25 protein-coding genes are annotated in these 25288 nt (G+C 51.0%); 16 read left to right on the plus strand and 9 right to left on the minus strand.

Annotation, left to right across the window (positions count from 1 at the left end):
- The first annotated feature begins 542 nt into the window (after positions 1–542).
- Positions 543–1622, plus strand: a complete 1080-nt coding sequence (locus tag AC6I8T_RS25055) for a RepB family plasmid replication initiator protein (protein WP_021183835.1) — start codon at positions 543–545, stop codon at positions 1620–1622.
- A 600-nt stretch (positions 1623–2222) separates the two neighbouring features.
- Here AC6I8T_RS25055 and gstA read toward each other — a convergent pair.
- Complete coding sequence (gene gstA / locus AC6I8T_RS25060) at positions 2223–2828, minus strand: glutathione transferase GstA (RefSeq protein ID WP_208727039.1); 606 nt, start codon at positions 2826–2828, stop codon at positions 2223–2225.
- Between the two features lie 129 nt (positions 2829–2957).
- Here gstA and AC6I8T_RS25065 point away from each other — a divergent pair, with 129 nt between their 5' ends.
- A complete protein-coding gene (locus AC6I8T_RS25065) occupies positions 2958–3848 on the plus strand; it encodes a LysR family transcriptional regulator (RefSeq protein ID WP_497834743.1) in 891 nt (296 codons plus the stop codon).
- A gap of 117 nt (positions 3849–3965) precedes the next feature.
- Here the strand turns inward: AC6I8T_RS25065 and AC6I8T_RS25070 are convergent, their stop codons facing one another.
- Entirely contained in the window at positions 3966–4634 is a 669-nt protein-coding gene (locus AC6I8T_RS25070) for a DUF3313 domain-containing protein (RefSeq protein ID WP_497831454.1), read from the minus strand.
- 118 nt (positions 4635–4752) lie between these two features.
- Between AC6I8T_RS25070 and AC6I8T_RS25075 the strand changes: the two genes are divergently transcribed.
- A complete protein-coding gene (locus AC6I8T_RS25075) occupies positions 4753–5223 on the plus strand; it encodes a hypothetical protein (protein WP_244634106.1) in 471 nt (156 codons plus the stop codon).
- A gap of 376 nt (positions 5224–5599) precedes the next feature.
- A complete protein-coding gene (locus AC6I8T_RS25080) occupies positions 5600–5884 on the plus strand; it encodes a hypothetical protein (RefSeq protein ID WP_208727042.1) in 285 nt (94 codons plus the stop codon).
- Positions 5885–6191: 307 nt separating this feature from the next.
- Here AC6I8T_RS25080 and AC6I8T_RS25085 read toward each other — a convergent pair whose 3' ends face one another.
- Both AC6I8T_RS25085 and AC6I8T_RS25090 read right to left on the minus strand, forming a co-directional pair.
- A complete protein-coding gene (locus tag AC6I8T_RS25085; protein WP_208727043.1) occupies positions 6192–6815 on the minus strand; it encodes a TetR/AcrR family transcriptional regulator in 624 nt (207 codons plus the stop codon).
- Between the two features lie 79 nt (positions 6816–6894).
- Positions 6895–7536, minus strand: coding sequence for a TetR/AcrR family transcriptional regulator (locus tag AC6I8T_RS25090; protein WP_208727044.1), 642 nt, complete (start codon positions 7534–7536; stop codon positions 6895–6897).
- A 116-nt stretch (positions 7537–7652) separates the two neighbouring features.
- On the opposite strand from AC6I8T_RS25090, the gene AC6I8T_RS25095 reads away from it, so the two are divergent.
- The 7 genes from AC6I8T_RS25095 to AC6I8T_RS25125 all read left to right on the plus strand — a co-directional run bounded on the left by AC6I8T_RS25095 (position 7653) and on the right by AC6I8T_RS25125 (position 17828).
- Positions 7653–7976, plus strand: a complete 324-nt coding sequence (locus AC6I8T_RS25095) for a hypothetical protein (RefSeq protein ID WP_497834744.1) — start codon at positions 7653–7655, stop codon at positions 7974–7976.
- A complete protein-coding gene (locus AC6I8T_RS25100; protein ID WP_497834745.1) occupies positions 7976–9313 on the plus strand; it encodes a hypothetical protein in 1338 nt (445 codons plus the stop codon). The genes AC6I8T_RS25095 and AC6I8T_RS25100 overlap by 1 nt, the downstream gene beginning before the upstream one ends.
- A gap of 29 nt (positions 9314–9342) precedes the next feature.
- Positions 9343–10812, plus strand: a complete 1470-nt coding sequence (locus AC6I8T_RS25105; protein ID WP_497834746.1) for a prolyl oligopeptidase family serine peptidase — start codon at positions 9343–9345, stop codon at positions 10810–10812.
- Positions 10813–11122: 310 nt separating this feature from the next.
- Positions 11123–12457 (plus strand): Fic family protein, encoded by a 1335-nt coding sequence (locus AC6I8T_RS25110; RefSeq protein WP_497834747.1) that lies wholly within the window; start codon positions 11123–11125, stop codon positions 12455–12457.
- Between the two features lie 715 nt (positions 12458–13172).
- Positions 13173–15518 (plus strand): membrane-bound PQQ-dependent dehydrogenase, glucose/quinate/shikimate family, encoded by a 2346-nt coding sequence (locus tag AC6I8T_RS25115; RefSeq protein ID WP_497834748.1) that lies wholly within the window; start codon positions 13173–13175, stop codon positions 15516–15518.
- A 143-nt stretch (positions 15519–15661) separates the two neighbouring features.
- A complete protein-coding gene (locus tag AC6I8T_RS25120) occupies positions 15662–17011 on the plus strand; it encodes an NTP/NDP exchange transporter (protein ID WP_208727050.1) in 1350 nt (449 codons plus the stop codon).
- Complete coding sequence (locus AC6I8T_RS25125) at positions 16992–17828, plus strand: aldo/keto reductase (protein ID WP_021183849.1); 837 nt, start codon at positions 16992–16994, stop codon at positions 17826–17828. Before AC6I8T_RS25120 ends, AC6I8T_RS25125 begins: the two co-directional genes overlap by 20 nt.
- Here the strand turns inward: AC6I8T_RS25125 and AC6I8T_RS25130 are convergent.
- Both AC6I8T_RS25130 and AC6I8T_RS25135 read right to left on the minus strand, forming a co-directional pair.
- Positions 17825–18457, minus strand: a complete 633-nt coding sequence (locus tag AC6I8T_RS25130; protein WP_021183850.1) for a hypothetical protein — start codon at positions 18455–18457, stop codon at positions 17825–17827. The genes AC6I8T_RS25125 and AC6I8T_RS25130 overlap by 4 nt on opposite strands.
- A complete protein-coding gene (locus AC6I8T_RS25135; protein ID WP_013512403.1) occupies positions 18457–18789 on the minus strand; it encodes a helix-turn-helix transcriptional regulator in 333 nt (110 codons plus the stop codon). The genes AC6I8T_RS25130 and AC6I8T_RS25135 overlap by 1 nt, the downstream gene beginning before the upstream one ends.
- Before the next feature lie 161 nt (positions 18790–18950).
- Here AC6I8T_RS25135 and AC6I8T_RS25140 point away from each other — a divergent pair, with 161 nt between their 5' ends.
- Genes AC6I8T_RS25140 through ydfG form a run of 5 tightly spaced genes read left to right on the plus strand, consistent with a single transcriptional unit; the run spans position 18951 to position 21378 of the window.
- Positions 18951–19526 (plus strand): cupin domain-containing protein, encoded by a 576-nt coding sequence (locus AC6I8T_RS25140; RefSeq protein ID WP_497834749.1) that lies wholly within the window; start codon positions 18951–18953, stop codon positions 19524–19526.
- A gap of 26 nt (positions 19527–19552) precedes the next feature.
- Positions 19553–19846 carry a putative quinol monooxygenase gene (locus AC6I8T_RS25145; RefSeq protein WP_208727052.1) on the plus strand — a complete coding sequence of 98 codons (294 nt, stop codon included), beginning with the start codon at positions 19553–19555 and terminating at the stop codon, positions 19844–19846.
- 21 nt (positions 19847–19867) lie between these two features.
- Complete coding sequence (locus AC6I8T_RS25150; protein WP_497834750.1) at positions 19868–20416, plus strand: YbhB/YbcL family Raf kinase inhibitor-like protein; 549 nt, start codon at positions 19868–19870, stop codon at positions 20414–20416.
- 9 nt (positions 20417–20425) lie between these two features.
- Positions 20426–20611 (plus strand): tautomerase family protein, encoded by a 186-nt coding sequence (locus tag AC6I8T_RS25155; RefSeq protein WP_208727054.1) that lies wholly within the window; start codon positions 20426–20428, stop codon positions 20609–20611.
- A gap of 17 nt (positions 20612–20628) precedes the next feature.
- Positions 20629–21378: a bifunctional NADP-dependent 3-hydroxy acid dehydrogenase/3-hydroxypropionate dehydrogenase YdfG gene (ydfG, locus tag AC6I8T_RS25160; protein WP_208727055.1), complete on the plus strand. Its 750-nt coding sequence runs from the start codon at positions 20629–20631 to the stop codon at positions 21376–21378.
- Between the two features lie 88 nt (positions 21379–21466).
- On the opposite strand, the gene AC6I8T_RS25165 is transcribed toward ydfG, so the two are convergent.
- Genes AC6I8T_RS25165 through AC6I8T_RS25175 form a run of 3 tightly spaced genes read right to left on the minus strand, consistent with a single transcriptional unit; the run spans position 21467 to position 25255 of the window.
- Positions 21467–22729 (minus strand): c-type cytochrome, encoded by a 1263-nt coding sequence (locus tag AC6I8T_RS25165; protein ID WP_208727056.1) that lies wholly within the window; start codon positions 22727–22729, stop codon positions 21467–21469.
- Positions 22730–22739: 10 nt separating this feature from the next.
- Positions 22740–24509, minus strand: a complete 1770-nt coding sequence (locus AC6I8T_RS25170; protein ID WP_208727057.1) for a GMC family oxidoreductase — start codon at positions 24507–24509, stop codon at positions 22740–22742.
- Between the two features lie 17 nt (positions 24510–24526).
- Complete coding sequence (locus AC6I8T_RS25175; RefSeq protein WP_021183857.1) at positions 24527–25255, minus strand: gluconate 2-dehydrogenase subunit 3 family protein; 729 nt, start codon at positions 25253–25255, stop codon at positions 24527–24529.
- Between the last annotated feature and the right edge of the window lie 33 nt (positions 25256–25288).

Consider the following 25288-nt stretch of genomic DNA (forward strand, 5'->3'; position numbering starts at 1 on the left):
ATGGCCTGGATAGATGTTGATGACTGCTGTAGGGAGAGGAAAGACTGCTGTGTTGAGTTAATTGACTGCTAAAGAGAGTACTGATGACTGCTATGTTGAGCAAGCGATGACTGCTGTAGTGAGTAACTGTTTGATTTGGTTGTTTATAAGTCAAAATGCCTAAAATCCGCGCTAAGCTGCGTCCTTACTGTTATCAACGGACTGCCTGAGTTCTCTATAATTTGTTTTCATTGAGTTATACACAGGTCAAAATCATAAAAATAATCCTCTAAAGTCATCCTCAAACTGGATCCAATAAACGATCCGCTAGTTAGCACAGCAGTTTGATCGTTTTCGATTATCGTCAATATAATGATTTATAACAGATTACCCCCGAAAATGACTACTATAGAGAGTGAAGAAGACTGCTGTGATGAGTCAAATGACTACTATGGAGAGCAATTAAACTGCTGTAGTGAGTAGAATAACCGCTGTAGTGAGTGCTAGTATCCGAAATATCGAGTAACGGCGATCATCGCTTGTTCAGATCACGGATTTTTCAAATGCCGAAAAAAGAACAAGAAAACAAACTGATAGCTGAGGCTTTCAGTGAAACGGATAAACGAACTGGAGAGGTTGTTCACCTCACGCCGAACAGTAATAACACTGTTCAGCCGGTTGCATTAATGAGGCTGGGACTGTTTGTTCCGACCCTCAAATCCACCGCGAATGGCAGAAAAAATCAGTTATCCACTATGGATGTCACTGATGAGCTGAAGCAACTGACGATCGTTAAAGCCGAAGGGTATGAAAATATCAAGATCACCGGCGCGCGTCTTGATATGGACAACGATTTCAAAGCATGGGTTGGCATTATTCATGCGTTTGCCAAGTACAAAGTGCTGGGAGACAGTGTCACGCTGCCTTTCGTCGATTTTGCCAAACTCTGCGGGATCCCGTCACTTCGCTCTTCCGCTAAGCTCAGAACACGCCTGGAAGCCTCTTTGACGCGTATCGCGACGAATACCATCCACTTCACCAATAAAGAAGGGGAGTATTACGTTACGCATCTCGTCCAGTCAGCGAAATACAGCGTAAAAAATGACACTGTCACTTTGCAGGCGGATCCCAAGATCTTCGAACTGTATCAGTTCGATCGTAAGGTACTGCTTCAGCTTCGCGCAATTAACGAATTAGCCCGCAAAGAGTCAGCGCAGGCGCTTTACACCTTTATCGAGAGTTTGCCCCCGGATCCTGCTCCTGTGTCAATGCAGCGCTTACAGGCGCGCTTAAATCTTACTTCGCGACCAAACACCCAATACGCGACCGTCAGAAAGGCGATGGAGCAGCTCAAAGAGATTGGCTACCTCGATTACACCGAGTTTAAGCGTGCCAGCACCGTTTACTTCTCCATTCATTATCGACAGCCCAAACTCAGACCAGCAAACATCCCGCTGAGCCTGCCAGAACTCGGAGAAGACGATCTCGATAATGAGATCGATATCGTCCCGGTTAAGAAGAAGGTGAGGGCAAAAACGACGGTCAAGAAGACCAGGGAAGAGTCGGCAGGGAAGATGGTGATGCTTTCTGATGAGGAGTTGGCCATCCTGGAAACCATCAGGAAGACCAAAAAAGCTGAATAGTCCGTCAGCTGTCATGCGCTCAACATTCCCCTAACGCTGTAGTGAGTTTTACTCACTACAGCAGTCTTTTGTATTTCAGCCACTCAATAGATCCACGATCACAACTCGCTATAGCAGTCATATTCACTCACCATAGTGGTCATTTGGCACTTCTGAAAAGAAACCGCTGTAGAGAGAAAGAAGACTTCCAACTTGCCAGTAATGACCACTATAGAGAGAACGTATTGATGTTTTCAGGCCTCCCTTTGCACAACCCCCCTGGTAGTTACTAACCTGCGAGGCCTTTATATACTTGATGTTAGTGTTTACTAACAATGAGGGTTTCCTTATCAAGTGGATGTTTACTGCAAAAATTAAAACACGGGTGATATTGCTCAATTCTGGTAATTCTCTCTATAGCAGTCATACCTGAAACGGTCGTTACTCTCCATAGTGGTTATCCTGAAGAACACGCGTTACTCCCCACAGTGGTCATCAACAACAACTGACGATCTCACCTGTTCTTTGCAAGTCTTCCGGCAGGCTTCATCGTGGCTCCAATGTAACCTCGGGCTTTGAAACAAGATTCAGCTCAGGCGCGCGGGAAAGGTTCACGGGCCTTTAATTTGGGGCTTCAGCGCGTAATGCAGCCTGCACAGCAGGCCGCAAAGTAACAGAGGCCTGATAGGCCAATAGCGCAGGCCAGTTATGAAGTTCGATGGAGAACCATTTACACCAGCCCAGCACGGTGAAAAGGTAGGCATCGGCAATGCTGAACGATGAGCCTGTCAGACAGGTTCTTCCTGCGAGAGTGTCTTGCAGGAAATCGAACCGTTTGAACAGCTTTTCACGGAAGATATCTTTGGTGGTCTCGGGTAGCGTGGTATTGAACAGCGGTGCCGAGCCAGCGTGAATTTCAGTGGCGATGAAGTTCAACCATTCCTGTAATCGTAGTCGCTCCCAACTGCCTGCGGGCGGTGCCAGCTCACGCTCCGGTTTCAGGTCAGCCAGATACTGCACAATAGCCGGACCTTCTGTAAGTATCTGCCCATTTTCCAGTTCCAGCGCAGCGACATAACCCTTGGGGTTAATGGTGCGATAGTCTTGACCATCTACGGTCAGCTTACTTTTGTTGTCCACCCGGATTAGCTCAAATTCAAGCTCAAGTTCGCGCAGCACTATATGGGGTGAAAGCGAACAGGTGTTTGGGGCGTAATATAACTTCATGATATCTCCATAAATATTAAAAACAGTTTCGCAGTGCGCTACCTGCACCTGCAGTCACTGTGATTGAGTTGAGATATTCTGTAAAATTAATAGTTAATTAATTAAGTATTGGTTGAGCTACTGATCATCATGATGAATCTATTGCACTGGCGGCTACTGGTTGCTGTCGCCGATGCCAGCAATATCTCGCGTGCCGCAGAGGATGTGGGAATGACTCAGTCTGGTGCCAGCCAGGCTATCGCTCAGTTGGAATCATCACTTGGGTTCCAGGTTTTTACCCGTGAGCGACGGCAGATCACCGTTACCGCATTGGGCGAGCTGGTGGTTGAGCACGCAAGGAATATGCTGGTTCATCTGGAGGCGATCCGGGCGCTGGCCGATAACAATCGCGGTTTAAGCACTGGCCGCATTCGCCTGGCCAGTTTTCCCTCGGTCACGTCAACGCTACTACCTGGGTTGTTGCGGGACTTCAGGCGCCTGCATCCTGGAATTGAAGTTGTCGTGTTGGAGGGGACAGATGAAGAGGTGGAGGAGTGGGTGGCTGAAAGCACTGTCGAGTTGGGGATTGTCATGAACCCTGATTCTGGCCGTGCGGAAATGGTAATAGGGCAGGATGCCTGGGTCGCGGTCTTTCCAGCCAGTCACTTGCAAGCACGCCGTGTAAGAGCACAAGGTATTACACTTGGGGAACTGGCCTCTCAACCCTTTATCCTCGCTACCGGTGGCTGCGCTGTAAACGGGAGAAGCTTGATGGAGCAAGCGGGTTTGCAGCTTTCAGACATACGCATGACGGTACGAGATTGGATCAGTGCCAGCAAGATGGTGCGCGAGGGGATGGGCGTAGCTTTGGTCCCTGAATCAACCCTTCCGGAAGATCGGCGTGGCTTGTGCGTGGTGCCATTGCTTCCTCCTGTCTGTCGTGAATTTGCGCTGGTTTGTTCACAAGCCGGAAAATCTTCCCAGGCAACTCAGGCCTTAATTGCACGGCTGCGCATATACAGCAAAGCAATGCACGATTGATCACCGTAGCGTCTTAAAGCGGTACGTGGAGCATTAGCACAACGTAAACTCCACGTACCGTGAGAACAGGGACGTTGACAGTGGACTCAACTCCACGCAAAACACGCCATTAATTTGTTAATGGAGTTTTTCTAAAAGCTGTTCAGCCCCTTTGTCTATCCCGGTTTCAGCGGCACTCAACGAGCCAAAGGTGGCACCGACGTTCATTGCATTCGGATACTGTTCAGTGACGTAGGCCAGCAGAAGTTCGTTCGTCTCGGCGTCCTTTATCTCGACTGCATAGTTAACGTATCCGCTCATCAGCCCGCGACCGCCCCGGACAGACTGAACAATGTTGTAAGGTCCACCAGCCAGATCGAATTTCGTAAAGGTACCAACAACCTGCGGTGTCGTATCCGCACCGGTTAGCGTCAGTTTAAGCCGGAGGGAGGGGGACGTTCCTTTAGCAGCATCTACGACAAACTTTTCTGCCAGCACTTCGCTAAATTTTTTCTGCATATAGTCGGCGAGCTTACGCCGATCATCCGGAGAAAGATCGTTAAATTGTGCGTCACTTCCACCATAGATCTGCACGGGTTCTAACGTGATGCTGCGATATTTGTTCCAGTTTACCGGGGCCGCATAACGGAAAGGTATACGATCGCTATCCTCTGACGTATTTGGCGTCATCCGTGATGAAGATTCAATCCCAGAATACTTTACTGGGGAGGTGTCAGCGCAACCGACAACAGCGATAGCGGCGGCCAGAGTCACGGTACAACAAAATGGGCGGAACAATTGCTTCATATCCAGGCTCTCCAAAAATTTCTTTAAATGAACTGTACGGTATAGTTAAGATCGATTAACATGCCTAAGTCAAGAATATGTTTCAGTTCATTTCGGTATTTTTCTTTGCGGAGGTCATATGCTGAATATCCAGTCGCATCCCGTTGGTCGGTATTTAACTATCTGTTCTGCAAGCACAAAACAGCACGTTAATGCTCCAGAGCACCTCAGCACTTCGCAAGAAATTGCCGAGTCAGGATTCCATTGCGAACTGCCGTTCCGCTATATCGGCCTGCCTGTCAGGAGGAAACTCACCCGGATGATGCTCATGATGAAAAAAAGTGAGAGCAGGGCTTTGCAGCATTCAGGCAATCCCTCTTCTTATCGGCACGCGGTGGATTATGTACGCGGGGTAATGGACGCAGCCATGCTGCGAGGCGAACTGCGTTACCGGCCAACTGAAGAAGTGGTGCGTTTTTATCTTTCGCAGCTGAATGAGTTGAGCATTCTGCTGGCCGGATCATGCTGGACGAATTTCGAGTTGCGTTGCGAAGTGCGCCGCAGAACAGAGGTATTTATCGAAAAGTACGCAGCCGTTAGCCGGGGATAAAAATAATTCTGATGGTTAGCAGACTGCTGATAGTCGCCGGGGAAATGACGTACAGGGAGTGGGTCATAGATATGGCAATGATAACGGTATCCATCCTGATTCTCTGGCGAGCAGGCAGCAATGTCAGAGAGATTCGGTATATCCGTCGATTAGGCATAAAGCGGGGCAATTATTATGCATCCCGGGTCTGGGGGGCCCGTCTGCTACCCCTCATTGTTTTGCTGATGGTTGAGATCGTGGTGGTGCTGGTAGTCGGTGTTCTGACTGTCCTTAAGTTGAGAGAAGTAACGTTCTGGTGAATGACAGCCAGGGTTGCGGTATTTGCGTGCTGCCCATAAGGGTGAGTGATATTTCTTAACTCAGGAGAACCATCCAGATGAGAGACAAGTTTCTGACCTTAACGGAAGAAATGACATTCAGGGACTGGAGCATGCTGTGTGTACTTGTCACCACTGTCATTATCATGTGGTGGCGGGTGGGGAGTAACATCAGAGATGTCATCTATATCAGACGATTCAGAGCGCAGCGTGGCAGGCAATATGTATCCGGGGCCTGGGGAGCGCGCCAGAATTCCCTGATTACCCTGCTTGTTGCGGAAACACTGGTGGCGGTGGCCATCAGTATTCTCATCGCGCTGATGCTGGTTGGTGTGACATTGTAACGGTTGGACGCGATGATGTTGCCCGCCAGGTGCGGGCAACATCCGATCAAATATGACTACCGACAGACAAACAGCCAGTAAGAAGAATGACCGCCGCGCTGGTAAACAGGGGGAGAATGAAACGCATTTTATTTCCTTAAAAGAGAGAAACACACCCGCTGAGCAGCAGCGAGCCGAAAGTAATACCTGCCAATAACAGAACACGGTGCAACATAAGACAATCCTCATTAATGAACTGTACCGTTTAGTTTAATTGTAATCTGTGGTCTGTCAATCGAATCATGATTTGTTGACAGACTTACATCCCTTATCTGACGTTCAGGGCGGTCCCTTGCAGAAATACCTGCACGGCATTTTCAACCATTGTGGCAACTTCTTTATCCGTATACACCGGCATCTGGCGTCGCAGAAAGAGTTCATCTGCTTCAGCCTTAACCAGGGCCGAAAACTGCTTTGCTCTTAACCCTGGGTTGCTACGGGATAATTCCCCACTTTCCATGTATTTTTCCATCACCAGCGTCAGAGCGTTCATACTTTCCCGTACACCGGATTCATAAAAAAGCTCTCCGATATCGGAATGGCCGGCTTCGCCAACGACCATGCGGTAAAGTTGCATGGCCTTCCAGTCGGACGTCATGACACCCAGCATACTCTCACCGAACTGCTGTAGTTTATCCGCGAGGCTAAGAGATTGATTATCCGCACTGTACAGCTCATCAGCAGCTCGCGTGAGATAGTTAGTACTGAACGTTCTGACGACCGCCTCAAACAGGCTTTCTTTCGAGTTGAAGTAATTGTAAAGGGTGGCTTTTGAACAACCGGCGGTTTTTGCAACGCCATCCATCGAAGCCCGTTCATATCCTTGTTCAAGAAAAACGGAGGAAGCCGCGTCAAGGATCTCTTTTCTTTTTTGTTCAGTTAGCTTACGCATTGTTATCTCCAGGGTCAGAAAGACCACCTTAACAAAACCAGATGGTTCATTAAAGGATGAACTGCTCCGCGACGTTCCATCAGGCTGGCAACCAACCCATACCGCGTAACGTAATCTGGATGCGTCTTTTTATATGTTCTGCGATCACCTGTTTTTCTCTGAAGTCTGCTACACGCCGGTGTGGCATAAGTGCGCCGAAGACCACATCCATCAACATCCCGGCATAAACAGCCGCATCATCCAACGGCAAATTTTTCTCGCTGGCGGTACTCTGTAACCAGTCCATGAGCATTTCCCTGGAACTTACCGCCCTGGTTTCATAGAGATAATCGGAAAGCTCAGGGAACAGGATTGATTCGCGCGTCATCAGCCGCAGGATCGCTTCACGCTCCAGAGATTGTTCTTCGCTGACGTCGAGGCGAAAAATTCGAAACAGAGACTCGTCCAGCGCGCACTGTTCATCCTCGGGTCTTGGCAAATCAAGCAACAGATGGCGATGCTCGCTGATCACCGCGGCAAATAAGGCCTGTTTATCGCTGAATACCTCATACAGCGTGCGTTTCGAAACTTTTGCCCGCCGGGCCACTTCTGCCGTGCTGGTATTGGCAAAACCCAGTTCAACGAAGGCGCGATAGGCACTTTCAATGATGACCTGACGTCGGCTGGCGGCATCCTGGGTTCTGGGGCGACCGCGAGTAGGCAGTGAGTCACTACTTTTCATGTTAACTGTGGGTTCCGTTAATCTTCGTCACAATTATGGTACTTGATAAGTACCATAAAAAGGTACAGGATATTTTTCAGCAAAGGCAGATTTTAACGTAACCCTGGAGAACATCCATGAAAACGGAACCGTTTACTCACACCTCCTCCGCCATACGTGATCCGCAGATTTTAAAGGTGATCGCGCAGATGAATGCACGAAGGACGCATCCGGATGCGGCCGCATTTGCCGGACCGGGCGCACCGGACCCGGACATGTTTGCCGATTATGGCTTCTCGATTCATCCCGGGCAGGGCGATCTTATTTATCTGGGTGGTTACGTGTTGAATGATAACGCGGAACCTGATTTCCTGGCGTTTATCCGTAATCCGGACAACGGATTCATCTCGGTTACGCTGCCCATTAAGCGTGGAACTGAACTGGCAGTGAAGGTCGGATAATGTCGATGTTTACCCGACGACATTTCCTTCAGGCCGGTGTAGGGCTGGGGGCTGCCGCGATGTTGACGCCTGGCTTTTCCGCTTTCCTGTCCGGCAAAAACCATCGGCTTAAGGTGGGCGTGGGACGGGCAAATGTGGTTCTGACCGGGTTATATCCGCTGGATGATTTTGTCGGTGAACACGATCCACTGGCTACCCGTGTATTGCTGCTGGAGCAGGATGGCCAGCGTCAGGCCATTGTCGTAGTGGACCTGACTTCACTGACACAGGATGTCATTGTCCGGTTCAAGTCTATCCTGGCAGAGGTCAGCGGTGTCACCGCTGTGAACACCATCATCAACGCCAGTCATTCCTTCTCAACACCGCATATTTTTACCGGAGCCTCAGCAGCGGTGCTAGCCGCCTTTGAGAATGCCGTGCGTAGCGCAGCAACACAGGCGGTCAGTTCCTTACAACCCGTACAACCGGGTATCGGTAATGGCCTGAGCAGAATCGGCGTCAATCGTAATATCAATACCCCTGCGGGCTGGTGGCTTGGCGCTGACGATGCGGGTGATAGCGATCCTCATGTGGGGCTGATAAGTCTGAATACGGCAGACGGCCATCCGCTGGCGATTCTGATCAACTATGCCGTGCAACCGGCGGTGATGGATGCATCCGAAAGAGCAACCGGGGGCCGTCTGGTCAGTGCGGATCTGGCGGGAGCGACCTGTCGTTATGTCGAAAACCATTACGGCAGTGGCACGGTGGCGTTTTATCTCGTGGGCTGTGCCGGGGATCAGGTGCCTTATCTCCAGGCCAGTCGTCATGTTGTGCATACAGATGGCAGCACCGATCGTATCGATATTCACGAAAAAGGTTTCGCGTTGCTGGATTCATTCGGACAGCGTCTGGGAGACGAAGTTATTCGAATCGCTGATGGTATCAGCCCTCAGCCAAGTGGCATCTTCAGAGTCGAACGGCAGAACATTACCGTCAAATCGCAAAACTTCTCCCCCCGGCACGCACCAACCGGTCCCGTTAAGGCATTTGATTATCAGGTCAGCGGTGTCAGCAGCCTGCCAGTGGTGATGATGCAATGGGGAGACAGCGTATTAGTCGGTGTCCAGCCGGAGTTCTCTGCCAGCCTCGGTGCACATATTCGTGCCGAATCCCCTTTCGCACAGACCTTTGTGATGACCATGGTGGATGGTGCGGCCAAATATCTCCCGGACAGCGACAGCTACGACCGCTTTACCTATGAAGCTCGCTCTTCACCTTTTGCACCTGGCGCCGGTGAAGTGGCAGCCCAGGCCATTATTAAACAGTTAAAGCAGATGCGGGCGTTACCTGCATGACGCGCAACCTTCATTCAGGAAGATAAAATATGGCAAATATGTCACGAAGAACTTTCATGGTGGCCGGAACCGCGCTGGCCGGAGCTATCTCTGCGGCAGGGATATCCCGTGAGGCGGTGGCGGCAGATAAAAATGGATTTATGGCGGCATCGGCAAATGCGACGAGCAAAGACGATGGCGTGAAAAAAGGACCCGGTTTACAACGTATTTTCGCACTTTGCGAAGTCACGGGGGGTGGGGAGAAGATTTACGGCATTGCCGCTGAATATGACGCAGATATCGATCCCACCAGCCTGGCGCTCACCACGTTTAAAGCGGGGGTAATACCGGCAGCCGAGGGATTCTTTGCCGGTATGCCCAACGAACCCGACAAAAATGCCACGCAGGCTAAGCCCTTACCACGCGCCATCACATCAATTTACACCCATGCCGAACCCGCGTTGCTGGCAGGACAATCCAGCGTAACCGGACGTTATGTGATTGTCGAATTCGCTCATGATCCGGACCTTAGCCTGCCGACCCAGGACAGCGATATCGTATCGCTGACGCAGGTTAAGAACGTCAAGACCCTCGCCGGTCATGTCTATGCCGCCAGCAATACGCCGTGGAGCAATGTCGCTGCGCGCGGCAACAACGTTGTTATTCGGGGCGTTGATGAGTGGGAGCAACATCACTGGTGGTGGGATGACACCCGCTCGGCGTGGCTTGAATACAGCATCTATCTACCGAAATCATTCCTCAAACCGGGTGGTGAGAACAAGGCATATCCGCTGGTACTGGCCATTACGCACTCCGGCACCAGCTATGATGGCACCTGTGCCCAGACGCTGACTGAGCAATGTATTGCGTCGATCTGGAGCATGCCGGAAGAACAGGACTTACATGAATGTGTGGTTATCACACCGCGTTACGAGCGCACCACCATGAACGATTACTGGGAGCACACCAGTGATGTGGAGAATACCTGGCGGCTGGTGCAATCCCTGCTCAGTAACACCTGGGACTACGGTAATCCGAATCTCGAAGATCGTGCCGACAAGGTGCTGAAAATTGATGCATCGCGGGTGTACTGCACCGGATGGTCTATGGGGGCCATGACATCGCTGTGGCTGATGGCGAAACACCCGGAAACCTTCGCCGCCGGACTCATCATTGCCGGGCAACAGCGCCCCAAAGATGTTGCGACCCTGGCGAACCAGAAATTGCTGATCATTACCGGGTCTGACGACAACAAAGCCACGCCGTGGAATGAAAAATGTGTGCCCGTGTGGGAGCAGGGTGGCGCGAAGGTGACTCGCCCGAGTGAATTGCTGGATCCGACACTGATTTTCCCGGTTAACAATCAGCAGGCATTAACGGAGCAGGTTAATCATTATCTGGATCAAGGCGGGAACATTACGTTTTTGACCTTCAAAGGTGTTGATCATATGGCCTCGGCACGCAAATTCTTCTATATCAATGCCGCACGGGCGTGGTTGTTTAAACAACAAAAGGTGTAATTATCAAATCGGATATAGACGGTTTACTGGTCCTGCCTTATGCCGATAAGCGCCAACAGTGACAGTATGAAGCAGGATATGTACGTCATTGTGGGCCGTAAATGTAGTGGAGGTGGGCCGATAAAGAGGCTTCTGGGCTGTAAATATTGTCATGATGGGCCGAAAAGGCTACTGATGGGCCGTAAATTCTGCTGTAATGGACCGAAAACAATATCGATGGGCCGTAAATTTTATATATCGGGCCGTAAACCTATCTGCAGGAAAGGTGTGTCAGCAAAGCTGATGTCATGTAGCGGCAACTGGAGAAACAATGGATTTGAAAAATGAGATTTTGGTAGCTGTGGCTGTCAGTAACATACCTCTCAGTTCCGGTGAACTCGCGCTGTCACTAAAAATTGGCAAATCAACCGTTAAGCGTCATGTTGATACTCTGCTTAAAGAAGGCCGCCTAATAAAGGTAGGAACAGGTAGGGGAACCCGGTACAGAACTGATGTAGATTTACGGCCTGTTAACTTGCAAGATGACGCAAATGCGGGGCTTGAACAGCCATCCAAATCTTCAGTATTACTTAGTTATCTTCAGGCTCCACTCTCCGCAAGAGACATTACTGGTTATGCGAGAGAGTTTGTTGATGATTATATTCCAAATCAATCCTCTTTACTGCCAGCAGCCCTTGCGGAAACCTTGAGACTGGAAGGACAGATGGGTGGGCAACAACCTGCTGGTACCTTCGCTCGTAAAGTTCTTGAGCAATTACTGATAGATTTGGCATGGTCTTCATCGAAACTAGAGGGAAATAAGTATTCGTTACTAGCGACAGAAGAACTTTTTAAAAGTGGAACTGAAGGCGCTGACCTTGATGCAGTTATGCTGCTTAACCATAAACAGGCAATTGAGTTCCTGGTAGATGCGGTTCCTGATTATGGGCTTACTGCACCGGTAATTAGCAACTTACACTCTATTTTAATGCATGATCTTCTGTCTGATTCTGAAGGGTTGGGTACCATAAGAACAAAAATTGGGAATATTAGCGGTACAACATATACACCTTTACAAGCCCCTTTGATTCTTCAGGAAATGTTTGACATAATTATCGCTAAAGCACGTATAATAAAAAATCCAGTTGAGGCGGCTTTTTTTCTCTGGGTTAACATGGCTTATCTCCAGCCATTTGAAGATGGAAATAAAAGAACCAGTCGACTTGCAGCTAATATTCCACTGATGATTTATAACAGTGCCCCATTATCATTTCTCGATGCTGATGTAACTGATTATGCTTATGCAATGATGGGTGTTTATGAAAAGCAGGATGTGACACTTGCTATTGATTTATTTGTACATTTGTACAGGCGTTCGATAAAAAGATATCGTGTCACTTTGGATTCTATGGGGGTTCCTGATCCGTTCAGATTACTCCATAGGGAAGACCTTAATATCGCAATACGGGCTATTGTTGTAGAAAGACGAGATATTGAATCAGTACTCACATCGCTGGGAATAAATGATGATGAGAAAGAAAAATTCAAATCATTATTGGTTGATGAACTCCGCGTATTGCAAATTCATAATTTTGCACGCTATCGGTTGGGCATGAGAGAGGTTGAACAATGGATTAACGAGGGCCGTCCTATCATAAATCTGTGAACTGATGGTTTTTTGCGTATCAATTGCTGGCTGACGAAAGAAAAGTGTAGGGTTATGGAAAAATACTATGAATTGTAGCTGCACATAATGCTTATAGATGTAAGCTCTTAAGCACTCTCGCAAAAAGAGCGCTAAGACTAAGTGAAATAATATCCCTACTCGACATCATCTCTCTATCCATTTTATTGCTATGGATTAGGGGCGATCGCTAAAGAACTGACCCGGTTTGCCCATATCACATTTCCAGCATGAAGAATGATATTCATCTCTTACCTTGAAACGCCTTAACCTACGAAAGCTCAGCAGCAAAACCAAGCGATTGGAGAATTCGCTCACGGCCTAATGGATTTAATGTACCGGATGGTCAATTGTTCGGATGAAAATTCATATCAGCCGAACGGTTATCACATTGAACACCCCCACAAAAAATCCCAATAAAAACCAAATTAATCATGTGGTTATGTCTATTTTTTATCTAAAAAACATATTGACAGCCCTGTCCCTGCATACCTAGATTATAAAGGCATGCTGCCAAATGTTACAACAACAATCTTTTAATGTTGCAGGCATGTAAGTGTGCTGGTGGCACAAATTCTTACTTCTCGCGCCTGCAAGATTCCACACCACCAGCCTGTAATCAACTTACTCATTGAGCTTACTCATGAATTCATCACTTGAAGGAAATACCAGGATCTCAGGCTGGCGAGGATGGTGCATGTTGGGATTTGGCGTTTTGCTGATTCTCACCGGTGCCGTTCTTGCCATACCGGGTTTTAAACTGGTTCGACTCTCCGGCAGTCCCTACTACCTGGTGATGGGGGTAGTGTGGATCGTCGCGGGTTTACTGGCGGTTTTACGTCGTGCGAGCGGGTTGTATCTGTACCTGCTTAGCTTTATTGCCACACTGGTGTGGTCACTGTGGGAATCGGGCCTTGACGGGTGGGCGCTGGTGCCACGCCTCGATCTGGCCCTGTTATTCCTGATTATCACTGTGGTGCTGATGCCCGCCCGCCGCACAGATGGATCACGCGCTTATCGACGCTATGGGGTGGGCTTGCTGGTGGTGACAGTGGTGGGGCTGGCAATCGCCATCCCGCTGGCGCAAAAGCCCTATCCGGTTGAAGCGGCGACTACGCCAGTTGGGAATTATTTTGACAATGTCACTACGCCAGCCGCGCAGGACTGGCCGACCTATGGTGGTGGTCACGGTGCACAGCGCTTCTCTGCGCTAACGCAGATCACCCCGCAAAACGTCAGCCAGTTGAAACGCGTCTGGGTCTATCATACCGGTGAAGCGCATACGCCGAACTTTGGTAACGAGCTGACCCCGATTAAAATTGGTGATGTGGTGTATGGCTGTACCATCCGCCATAAAGTGTTCGCGATCGATGCCGCTACCGGTAAACAGAAATGGATGTTCGATCCTAAAACCCCGGCAGAATCCTCCCCGCCCAACTCGGCCTGTCGCGGCGTGGCTTACTATGAAAACCCTGCCGTCCCTGCCGACCAGGCCTGCTCGCAGCGCATTATCGTGGGTACCCTGGATGCCAAACTGGCAGCGGTGGATGCCCGTACCGGTGAACTGTGCCAGGACTTTGGTCATCACGGCTTTGTCGATCTGATGGATGGCATGGGCAAATGGCCTGCGGGTATCGTTTCCGTCACGGCGGCACCGACGGTAGTGAAAGGCGTGGTAGTCACAGGCCAACAGGTGATGGACGGCCAGCTCCGCCACGCACCTTCTGGTGTGGTGCGCGGCTATGATGCCGTCACCGGTCAGTTGCGCTTCGCGTGGGATATGGAGCAACCGGATATCACCACCACACCGCCGCCGGGTAAAACTTATTCACTCGGCACGCCGAATATGTGGTCCACGGCGGTGGCTGATGAAAAGTTAGGGCTGGTGTATCTGCCAATGGCCAACTCGGCGGGAGATTACTACAGCTCCACCCGCACCCCGGAAGAGCGTAAATACAGCTCCTCGATTACCGCGCTGGATGTCACCACCGGTAAACCGCGTTGGGTGTATCAGTTCGTGCATAACGATGTCTGGGACTACGATACCCCTGCGCAGCCGAGCCTGGTGGATTTCCCCACCGACAAAGGTTTGGTACCGGCGCTGATTGAAACCACCAAGCAGGGTGATCTCTGGGTGCTGGATCGTCGCACCGGCCAACCTTTGCACAAGGTTGAGGAGCAACCGGCACCACAGGGCGGCGTGGAGCCAGAAGAACGGGCGAAAACCCAGCCACGTTCGCTGTATAGCCACACGCAGAAACCCGATCTGACTGAAAAAATGATGTGGGGTGTGTCGCCTATCGATCAACTGGTGTGTCGTATCCAGTATCGTGAAGCGAACTATCAGGGCATCTTTACGCCACCGAGCGCGGATAAACCCTGGATTGAATATCCGGGTAACAACGGCGGATCTGACTGGGGCAGCATCTCGGTTGATGTGCACAATGGCGTCATTATCTCCAACTACAACGATCTTCCCAGCTATTCGCGTCTGGTGCCGCGTGCCAAAGATGACGAAATGGGCGTGTTCTGGCTGGGTGACCCGCGTTATAAGACCCCCCCACCGGGACGCAATCGTCCACAGGCTGGTCTGCCCTATGGTCAGGATGTTAACACCGGCTGGGTATCCAATATCGGTGTGATCTGTAAACAGCCGCCGTTTGGCATGATTAAAGCCATCGATTTGGCAACGGGTAAAACGCTGTGGGATCGCCCATTGGGCACCGCAGAACGTAACGGTCCCTGGGGGCTGCACTCCATGTTGCCGTTGCAAATCGGTCTGCCGAATAACGGCGGGGTGTTAACCACGCAAAGTGGCCTCGCGTTTGTGGGGGCGACCACTGATGATTACCTGCGTGCGATAGACGTGAAGACGGGCAAAACGTTGTGGAAAGATGAACTGCCGGCGGGTGGTCAGGCAACGCCAATGACTTATGAGGTCAACGGTCAACAATTCCTGCTCATCATGGCGGGAGGCCATCACGGCATGATGACGCCGGAAGGCGATGAAGTCATCGCTTATGCCCTGCCTGACAAGGTCTGAGTTTCCCTCCCGTTAAACGACCTGCTGTGAAGCAGGTCACAATTCCTTGACAGTGAAAACCCACTTACCTAGATTATCTAGGTAAGTGGGTCATCCGGCTTGATACCTGATGACATGGAATCATTATTTATCCAGGAGTCGTTATGGGCAATCAGCCGACTGAACCTGTCCGTCAGTCAAAGGTGCCTTTCTGGTTACGTCTGGCACCCGTCAAAGCAGAGGAAGTGAGTGCGCTGCTGGTTTGTATGCTCTACATCTTCTGCGTGTTATCTGCCTATTATGTCCTGCGCCCGATCCGCGACACCTTTGGGATTGATGGCGGGATGCACAATCTGCAATGGCTGTTCTCTGCCACGCTGTTGGCGATGCTGGCCCTCAATCTGCCGTTTGCGGCATTGTCACGCAAACTTCCGCGCAAAAAGCTCATTCCTTTGGTGTATCGCTTTTTTATCAGCCATTTACTGATTTTTGCCGTACTGAAGTTTTATCTGCCGGTGGATGCCCAGGTGTGGCTGGGGAGAGTGTTTTTCGTATGGCTTTCAGTCTTTAACCTTTATGTCGTGTCGGTGTTCTGGTCACTGGTTGCCGATATCTTTTCGCGTGAGCGTGCCAGCAGGCTGTTTGCCATGATGGCTGCCGGGGCCACGTTGGGGGCGATCGTCGGATCGGCCACCACCGCGTTGCTGGTACATCGTTTCAATACCATCGGTCTTTTCGTGTTGGCAGCGGTGTTGCTGGAATGTGCCGTTGTCTGCGTCAAGCGGTTGAACAACGTGACGCACCTGGCGGATGAAGCCAATGATGGTGCAGTCCAGACGCAACCGCTTGGCGGAGGGGTGTTCTCAGGCATTGTGCGCATCGCGCAATCACCGTATTTGCTGAACATCTGCCTGTATATGTTGCTCTACTCGGTCACCTCGACATTGATCTATTTCCGCCAGGCCGACCTGGTACACCACCTTTTTCAACATGACAGCGATCGTACCGCCTTTTTTGCCACCCTGGATTTGGTGGTCAATGTGCTGACGCTGGTGACGCAGTTATTTATCACCAGCCGCCTGATGGCGCGTTATGGCACTAAGTTGGTGCTCGGTCTGTTGCCAGTTATCACGCTGCTGGGATTTGCCAGCCTGTCGATCTGGCCGGTGGCTGCTTCGATTGTGATGTTCTCGGTGCTCAGGCGCGCCAGTAATTTTGCCCTGGCGCGCCCGGCACGCGAAGTGCTGTTCACGGTGTTAAAACGCGAAGACAAATACAAAGCCAAAAACGTGATTGATACCGCTGTCTATCGTACCGGTGACCAGGTGGGCGCATGGAGCTGGGCGGCCATGAATGCGGCCGGTATGAGTGGCGGCATGCTGCTGTGGCTGGCCTTACCCCTTTCGCTGATCTGGCTGGTTAACAGTCAGTGGCTGGGCCGCAAACAGATACAGCTTGAAGAGAAAACCTTTTATCCCCTCAAAGAGACATTGCATGAAAACAGTCACTCTTAACGGTCAGACAGTTCCCGCTATTGGTATGGGGAGCTGGCATCTGGGCCAGGGCAGGCACAGCGCACAGGCGGAAATTAATGCGTTACGCGCCGGTATTGATAGCGGGCTGAAAGTGATCGACACCGCCGAAATGTACGGTGATGGCCGTTCTGAATCACTGATTGGCAAAGCGATAGATGGTTTGCGCGATAAGGTGTATCTGGTGTCAAAAATCTATCCTTATCACGCTAATCGTCTGATGATGGAGCGCAGCTGTAATGACAGCCTGAAGCGACTCAACACCGAATGCCTCGACCTCTACCTGCTGCACTGGCGTTTCAGCAGCATGCTGTCTGAGGCGGTGTCCGGTTTTGAGAAGTTGAAACAACAGGGGAAAATCAAGGCGTGGGGCGTCTCCAATTTTGATGTCAGCGATATGGAGGATCTTTTCGCTACCGAGAATGGCGATCGCTGTGCAACCAATCAGATTTTCTATAATCCGGCGAGTCGTGGCATTGAGTTTGATTTGATCCCCTGGTGTAACCAGCATCATATGCCGATGATGGCCTACTCCCCGCTGGGTGGTGAAGGGGCATCGCTGCTGCGCCATCCGTTGATCACTCAGTTGGCGGCCAAATATCAAACCGGTCCCTCCACCATTCTCCTCGCCTGGGTGATCCGTAACGGCAATATGATCGCCATACCGGAGTCAGGGGAGGCGGCACATATTAAAGAGAACGCCGCCGCGCTAAGCGTGCAGTTACAGCCAGCTGACCTTAACGTCATGGACGAAGCTTTCCCGCCCCCTGGGCGTAAAGTCCCTCTGGAGACACGTTAATGCTGTGCGGTTTTCTTCCACAGCGCGCACATACTGCGGCTGCGTAATTTCAAATGAAGCATACGTGCGGCGAGGATCACCACCGCCGCCGATTCGAAAGAATGGTAGTAAAGGGAGCTGTTGGGGGAGCTAAAAATGTTCCACAGCAGCGCCAGCAGCAGGGCGCATGACGTCGTCTGGCAGGCGATCATCGGGGTACACAGCCAGTGATAGAGGCGAACCCCTTCCAGCTGATTGCGATGAATGGCCAGCAGACCCGCCCAGGTGACACAACCGCTCAGTGCGGCGGTGATCACCGCAGGCCCACCGTGGTGATTGGTCAGGCAGGTAAACACGGCAAACACGATGGCGATAATGATGCCGAGATTGATAAACAAGGTGTTGCGCAGTTTGCGCGTGATTAATACCACGGCAAATTCAGCGGCCAGATTTTGCGGGGAACCAAAACGTTGCGTCACGCGCAGGGCCGCTTTTTCTGGCGTATCGTGGCTGCATTCCACCGCTTCATAGAAATGCTCACTGATCTCCAGACAGATGTTGTCTGCATATTTCTGCTCAAAACTGAGTTCATGCTTTAGCTCCAGCAGATAGCGTTGCGCAGGTTCTGGCAGTTCAGTCAGCGTGGACATTATGACCTCTGTAATAAAGAGGAGACAGCCAGGGAGTAGCTATCCCAGGCTTCGCGTTTTCTCACCAACTCCTGCTGACCTTCTTTGGTTAGTTGATAAACGCGACGTTTCCGTTTGGATGGTGCGATCTCCCACTCTGCGCCAATCAGGCCACGCTGTTCCATGCGGTGCAGAAGGGGGTAGACAGTCCCTTCCTGGAAGGAGAGGACGCCATCCGTCAGCTGGTGGATCAATTCAATTAATGCGTAGCCATGACTGGGACCACGCTCCAGCGCGGCAAGTATGACCATTTCAATATGGCTCTTCAGATTGTCGTCAGCACTGCTTCTCATGGTCATTTTCCGCTTACAAAGATAGATACAAACTTCGCCATTATCTTAGCTTGACTTAGGCTGCCTTGATACCTAGTTTATCTAGGTATGATAATGAAACCGGATGGCTAATTTTGCAATCTGTTCCGGTACTGGCAGACCACGATATTTCAGGAAGGGATATGGCTCACTTCACCCGACGCAACTTTTTGCAGCACTCGGCGCTACTGGCTTTATTTTTACCCTCTCTCGCCGTGCAGGCCGCAGACAGTTCAACCGCAATGCCATTGCAGTTGGTCAATCAATGGCGTCTGTCAGCTGATGGATGGGTGCCGAATAATCCCGCCTTACCCGTTATGCATTTCCGTACGACACAGACTGAGACTACTGCGGGCGGGTTGATTAAGGCCGGATGGACGCAGCAATGGCAGGGAAAACCCTTCGCCTATCAGCATTTCCATAGCAGTACGCATGTGATTTTTGTCGTAGCGGTAGGCAATGGTCAGTTGCAGATTGGCGGCGATAACGGCGAGGTGGTGCCAGCCAGGGTTGGCGATGTGATTTTTTTACCGGCAGGGACAGGTCAGCGCCTGTTGCAGAGCAGCCATGATTTTTCGGTTCTGGCGTGCTATCCCGAGGGCAACAATTGGGATGTCTGTCGATCGGCGATCAATGCAGAAACGCTGCAAAGAGCGTCGAATCAAAAACTGGAAAATCGCACCCGCCGATTTTTTAACCGCAGCGGTACAGTGATTTAAATCATATTTATACGAGAGAAAACCTGATGAGCGGAAATATTAAGCTGGTTATTGCCAAATTTATTGCCCAGGAAGGGAAGGGAGAGGAATTATTTGCAGCCATTGAGCGCTGCATTGCTCCCAGTCGCGCTGAAGAGGGATGTATTCATTATGACGTTTATAAGAATACGGAAGATGAGAATATCTTTCTGATCCACGAAAAATGGAAAGGCGAACCGGCGATTCAATTTCACTTCGAGCAAACCCATTTTAAACGTTTGCTTGCTGATACTGATCCATTACTTGCTGCCGTACCCGATATTAAAAGCATCGATTTATAATTCAGAAGAAAGGAGAAAGCCGTGTTATCACGCGTTCATACAGGATTATTTGCAGGCCTGATGTTATGTTCTGCCGGCGCGTTGGCTGCGCCCTTTACGCTGCACTCAAACCAGTTCCACAATGCAGGGAAATTACCGGTTGCGATGGGCGGCGGTGGCCAGTGTCCGGGGCAAAACGTTTCACCGCAGCTGAGCTGGAGTGGCGCACCGGCCAACACCAAAAGTTATGTGCTGCTGATTGAAGATCCACAGGGGGCCAACGGCCTGGGCATGACCCATTTCCTTGGTTACGGCATCGACAGCAGTCGTCACCAATTTGCTAAAGGGGATCTGACCGGTGTTGTTGGCTATACCCCAGGCACCAATGGGAAGAATGTTCAGGGTTATTCCGGTCCTTGCCCTCCGGTGAATGGTGATATTCACAACTATAACTTCACCTTAATTGCTACCGATTATGCTCCTGATGCGCTGCAAAAAGGGCTGGCAAGAGAGGCTGTCATGTCGCAACTGAAAGGTCATGTTCTGGCATCAGCAGGTCTGGTCGGTCAGTTTATTATGCCTAAGAAATAAGGTGAAAAGATGCCAGAAATTATTGTGCACATGGTGAGCGGCCGCACAGCTGACCAAAAGAAAAAACTGATGGATGGAATTTATCAGGCAGTGAAAGACGCCTTACCGGTTAAAGAGGAATACATTGTTATTTCGCTGATTGAAACGGACAAAGAACACAAGTCCCGCGGCGGTATTTTATTTAAAGATCTTTAATTACCAGGATAGTTATCATGCTTATTCTTATTACCGGAGCCACGGCCGGATTCGGCTGGGATTTGGCGCTGCGTTATGCGCAACATGGACATCGGGTGATCGCCACCGGGCGGCGGCAGGAACGTCTTGATGATCTTAAAGCCATAGCCGGAGACAACATTTTCACCCTCAAGCTGGATGTGAGTGATTCACTGGCGGTTGATAGCCTGCTGGAACAACTGCCGCTGAACTGGCGGGACATTGATGTATTGATTAATAACGCCGGTCTGGCTTTGGGGCTGGAGCCTGCTCAGCAGGCCAGCATGGACGACTGGAACCAGATGATTGACGTCAACATCAAAGGTCTGGTGCATGTGACAAGGGTGGTTTTACCGGGGATGGTTGCACGCAATCGCGGCCATATTATCAATCTCGGCTCGACGGCGGGCAGCTGGCCTTATGCGGGCGGCAACGTCTATGGCGCGTCAAAAGCTTTCGTGCGGCAGTTCAGCCTGAATTTACGCACCGATTTAGCGGGTACCGCAGTACGTGTTACCAATATCGAACCGGGATTGGTCGGTGGGACAGAGTTCTCCAGCGTGCGGTTCAAGGGAGATGCCGGGCGCGTTGATCAGACGTATGCCAATACGCAACCCCTGTTGCCGGAAGATATCACCGAAGCCATTTGGTGGGTCAGCAGTCTGCCTGCGCATGTGAATATCAACACGTTGGAAATGATGCCAGTTTGCCAGTCATATGGCGGATTGCGCGTGATTAAAGGCGAGTAAAAAAAACGTAGCGGCGCGATTTATCGCGCGTTTTTTCCGGCAACATGCACGGAATTGCGCGATAAATCGCACCGCTACGCGGATTACATTAAGGTTTAGCCAGACTTTCCCGTACTTTTGTCACCTCTTTTGGCGTGACAGCCGGTGCGTTGTTACTCCAGCCACTACGCACAAATGTTGCCAGTTGCGCCACCTGTTCATCACTCAGTCGGGAAGCAAAGCCCGGCATCGCCATCACAGACGGTGCTTTCGGTGTCGAAGGGGTCTGTGCCCCTTGCAGGATGATGTTGATTAACCCGGTTGGGTTATCCGCGATCACCACATCACCGCCGTTCAGGCGCGGGAATATTCCTTTGGCCCCGTTGCCGTCGGTCCAGTGACAGGCTTCACAGTTGTTCATGTACAGCATCTGCCCGGCATTCAGATTATGCCCCTGGGTCAGGTAATCAGCAGTTTTCTTCGTCTCCTGCTCTGCATCGGCGCGGCGATTGATCACCGGGGTATCCGCAGGCAATGACTTGAGATACGCCGCGATCGCGTGCAGGTCCTGATCATTCATATGCTGCATACTGTGCTCAACGACACCGGTCATTTCTCCGCCCACGGAGGCAAAGTCATTACGGCCTGTGGCGAGGTAATCGGTAATGTTCTGGATACTCCAGGTTGGCATACCGCGCAGTGAAGGCACAGGCCAGCCATTTAGCTCCCCACCGGCGAGATACTTGTCGCTGGATTCATTCAGTGCCTTCTCCTGCATGCCGATGCCCCTGGGGGTATGGCAACTGCCGCAGTGCCCGAGTGTTTCCACCAGATATTTACCGCGATTGATATCGTCAGGCACGGAATGGCGCGGTGCAAACGGCTTATCCTCGGTGAACGCAACATTCCAGAACCACATGCCCCAGCGCTGGCTGAAAGGGAACATTAACGACGTTTCCGGTGCTTTTTCAGCTACCGGTTTTACGCCTTTCATAAAATAGACATACAAGGCATGAATATCTTCATCGGTAATCCCACGATAATCCGGGTAGGGCATCGCCGGATAGAGATGCTTACCATCGCGACGAATACCTTTGCGCACCGCGTCAGCAAACTCCTGTTCGGTGTACTTGCCGATACCGGCTTCGGGATCAGGTGAAATGTTGGTGGAGTAGATCACCCCCATCGGGCTGGCAATCGCCAGGCCACCACCAAACTCTTTTCCACCGGCAATGGAGTGGCAGGCGGTGCAATCCCCGGCGCGTGCCAGATATTCCCCTTTGGCAATCAACGTAGCATCCTGATTGTCAGCCGCCTGCACGGCTGTGCTCACCAGGCCCGCCATCAGCAGATAACGAAGTTGCAGTTTCATGGTCATCTCCTTATGCCTGCACCAATGGGCCGGGGTTTTTCAGATATTGTTCGCGAATCGCTTTTGCTGACCAGTACGCCAGTCCGGCAACCATCGCCGAGGGGTTGGCATAGAAGTTTTGCGGGAAGGCATTAGCCCCCATCACGAAAAGGTTGTGAACGTCCCAGCTTTGCAGATAACGGTTAAGCGCAGAGGTGCGAGGGTTATCGCCCATAATCGCGCCACCGGCGTTATGCGTGTTGACATAGTTCGGCGAGCTGGCGAAATGGCTGTCCATCTTCAGAATGTTATGCGAGTACTGCGTTGGATTGAGGTGTTTGGTAATCGCCTCCATCTTCTCTTTCATGTACTGCAACATACGCAGATCGTTTTGCACGTAATCGTAAGTCACACGCAGCAGCGGCATACCAAAACGATCTTTATATACCGGGTCGAGATCGAGGTAGTTACCGCGCGTGGCCATATTGCTGCCTTCAAGCTTCACGCCCATCGAATGGCCATAACTTTCTTTCAGCGCTTTTTTCCAGCCGCTGCCCCATGATGGCGCGCCTTTCTTTATTGCGGCTGCCATCGGCGTACCGGTCGGTTGTGAACTGTAGATCTTGGCTCCACCAATAAAACCAAGCTGGGCCGTCTCTACATTGCCGGTGCCGTAGTCGCTGATGACGGTGCCGGTCGGTCCTGCCGTGGCGAACGGGTTGAACTCAAGGTTATCGAAGAACAGGGTAAATCCACCGCCATACTGGTGGGTGTAGTTACGACCAATCACACCTTCTTCCGTGATGGGGTTGTAAGGCTTACCGATTGAGGAGTTGAGTAACAGGCGAACATTGTTCAGGCCAAAGGTAGACAGAATCACGATGCTGGCGGGCTGGAACACCTCGTCGCCATTTTCATCAATGTAAGTCACACCCGTCGCTGTTTTACCATCGGCATGTTTTTCCACGCGAATCACGTTGGCGCGGGTTTTATAGTCGAAGTTATTAAACTGCTTCAGTCGGTCGAGGATGGCAGTTTGCGGCGATGCCTTTGAATAATTCAGGCATGAGTAGAACTGACAAAAGCCGCAGTAGTTACAGGGGGCAATCTGCTGACCATAAGGGTTGGTATAAGGCACCGAAACCGCCGCCGAAGGCATGGAGTACGGGTGAAGTCCCATCTCCTGGGTGGCCTGACGAAACAGGGTTGCGTTAAGGCTATCTTCCAGCGGTTTATTGGGGAAGGGGTTGGAGCGCGCACCCTCAAAAGGATCGCCGCCCTGCTGGATCACGCCTCGCAGGTTGCCCGTCTCGCCGGAGGAGCCACACACTTTATCGAAGAAATCCATATGCGGCTCGATCTCTTCCCAGCTGACCGGGAAATCGGCGATACGCAGTTCTTCATCCAGTTCACCTCGTTTGAAGTGTTCGTCGGCGTAAGTTTTCATTTTAAGGTCGACAGGCGTTGGACGGGTGATCATCCCGGTCCAGTGCAGACCCGCACCACCCACGCCATCGCCCAGACGGAAGGCACCCAATTCACGCATGGGCAAGGCGGTTTCTGAGGCGTTGTGACGAATGGTAAAAGCCGCATCATGCGGGCTTTGCATGATTTTATGGCGTTTGGTAAAGGCCAGTTCATCAGCCGGTTTGGGATAAGCATAATCGCTGTTCAGGCGGTCTTCTCCACGCTCCAGCGCGCGCACTTTTAATCCGGCCTGCGCCAGCTCAATACCCATAATCGAGCCAGCCCAACCTAAACCGACGATGATGACATCGACGGCGTCATTGATCTTTTTCATTTATTTTCCAGGAAGAATCAGGCTTGCTCGCCGCTGAGAGAGACCGGGCCAAGGGGATATTTAACGTTATGGATCTTTATCCATTGCGGGAAACTGGCGCGTGCACCGGGGAAATTAATCATCTTCCATGCCGCCATATTCTTATTCCCGCCGTACTGCGGATCGGCCAGATAGCCTTCTTTGGTATTTTCCAGCAGTCGGGTAAAGAAATAACCGGCATTCAGGTCGGCTTCGCCAAACTGGGAAAAATCGGCGACATTCTTTTGCAGATCGGTTAACACCGCATCTTTCATTCTGGCTGGCAGGTCGCAGAAATTTTGATTGTATTTGATGCGCGAGTATTGATTGGTCAGTGAAATGCCTTTGCGGTACAGCACCTGCAACGGGAAGGGCATCTGATAGCCGAACAGCAGGCTGGCATGGCTGTCGAACGGACCTTCCATATACCAGTCTTCACCCTTGCCATAAGGGGTCAGCATCTGCTTATCAATAAAGACCGGAACATGGGTATCTAATGCCCCCGGACCTTCTCTGTCCGACGGGATCAGGCGGTCACAGGCGGCCAGCATAAATTGCCACTCTTCTGCGGTGAAAAATACCGGTTGATATTGTTTTAGCTCGTCCGCAGTGGAGGGAACGGCGGCAAAAACACTACTCACACCGCCTTTCATCCCGAGTGAGGCGATGCCAATCAGCGACCCAATAATAAAAGGACGCCTTCCAATACGACAGGGTTCATTTGCCATTTGCTTTCAGTTTCTCGTTATCGTGCGAAAATC

Source organism: Pantoea sp. X-Soil-OKNW-556 (assembly GCF_059730695.1).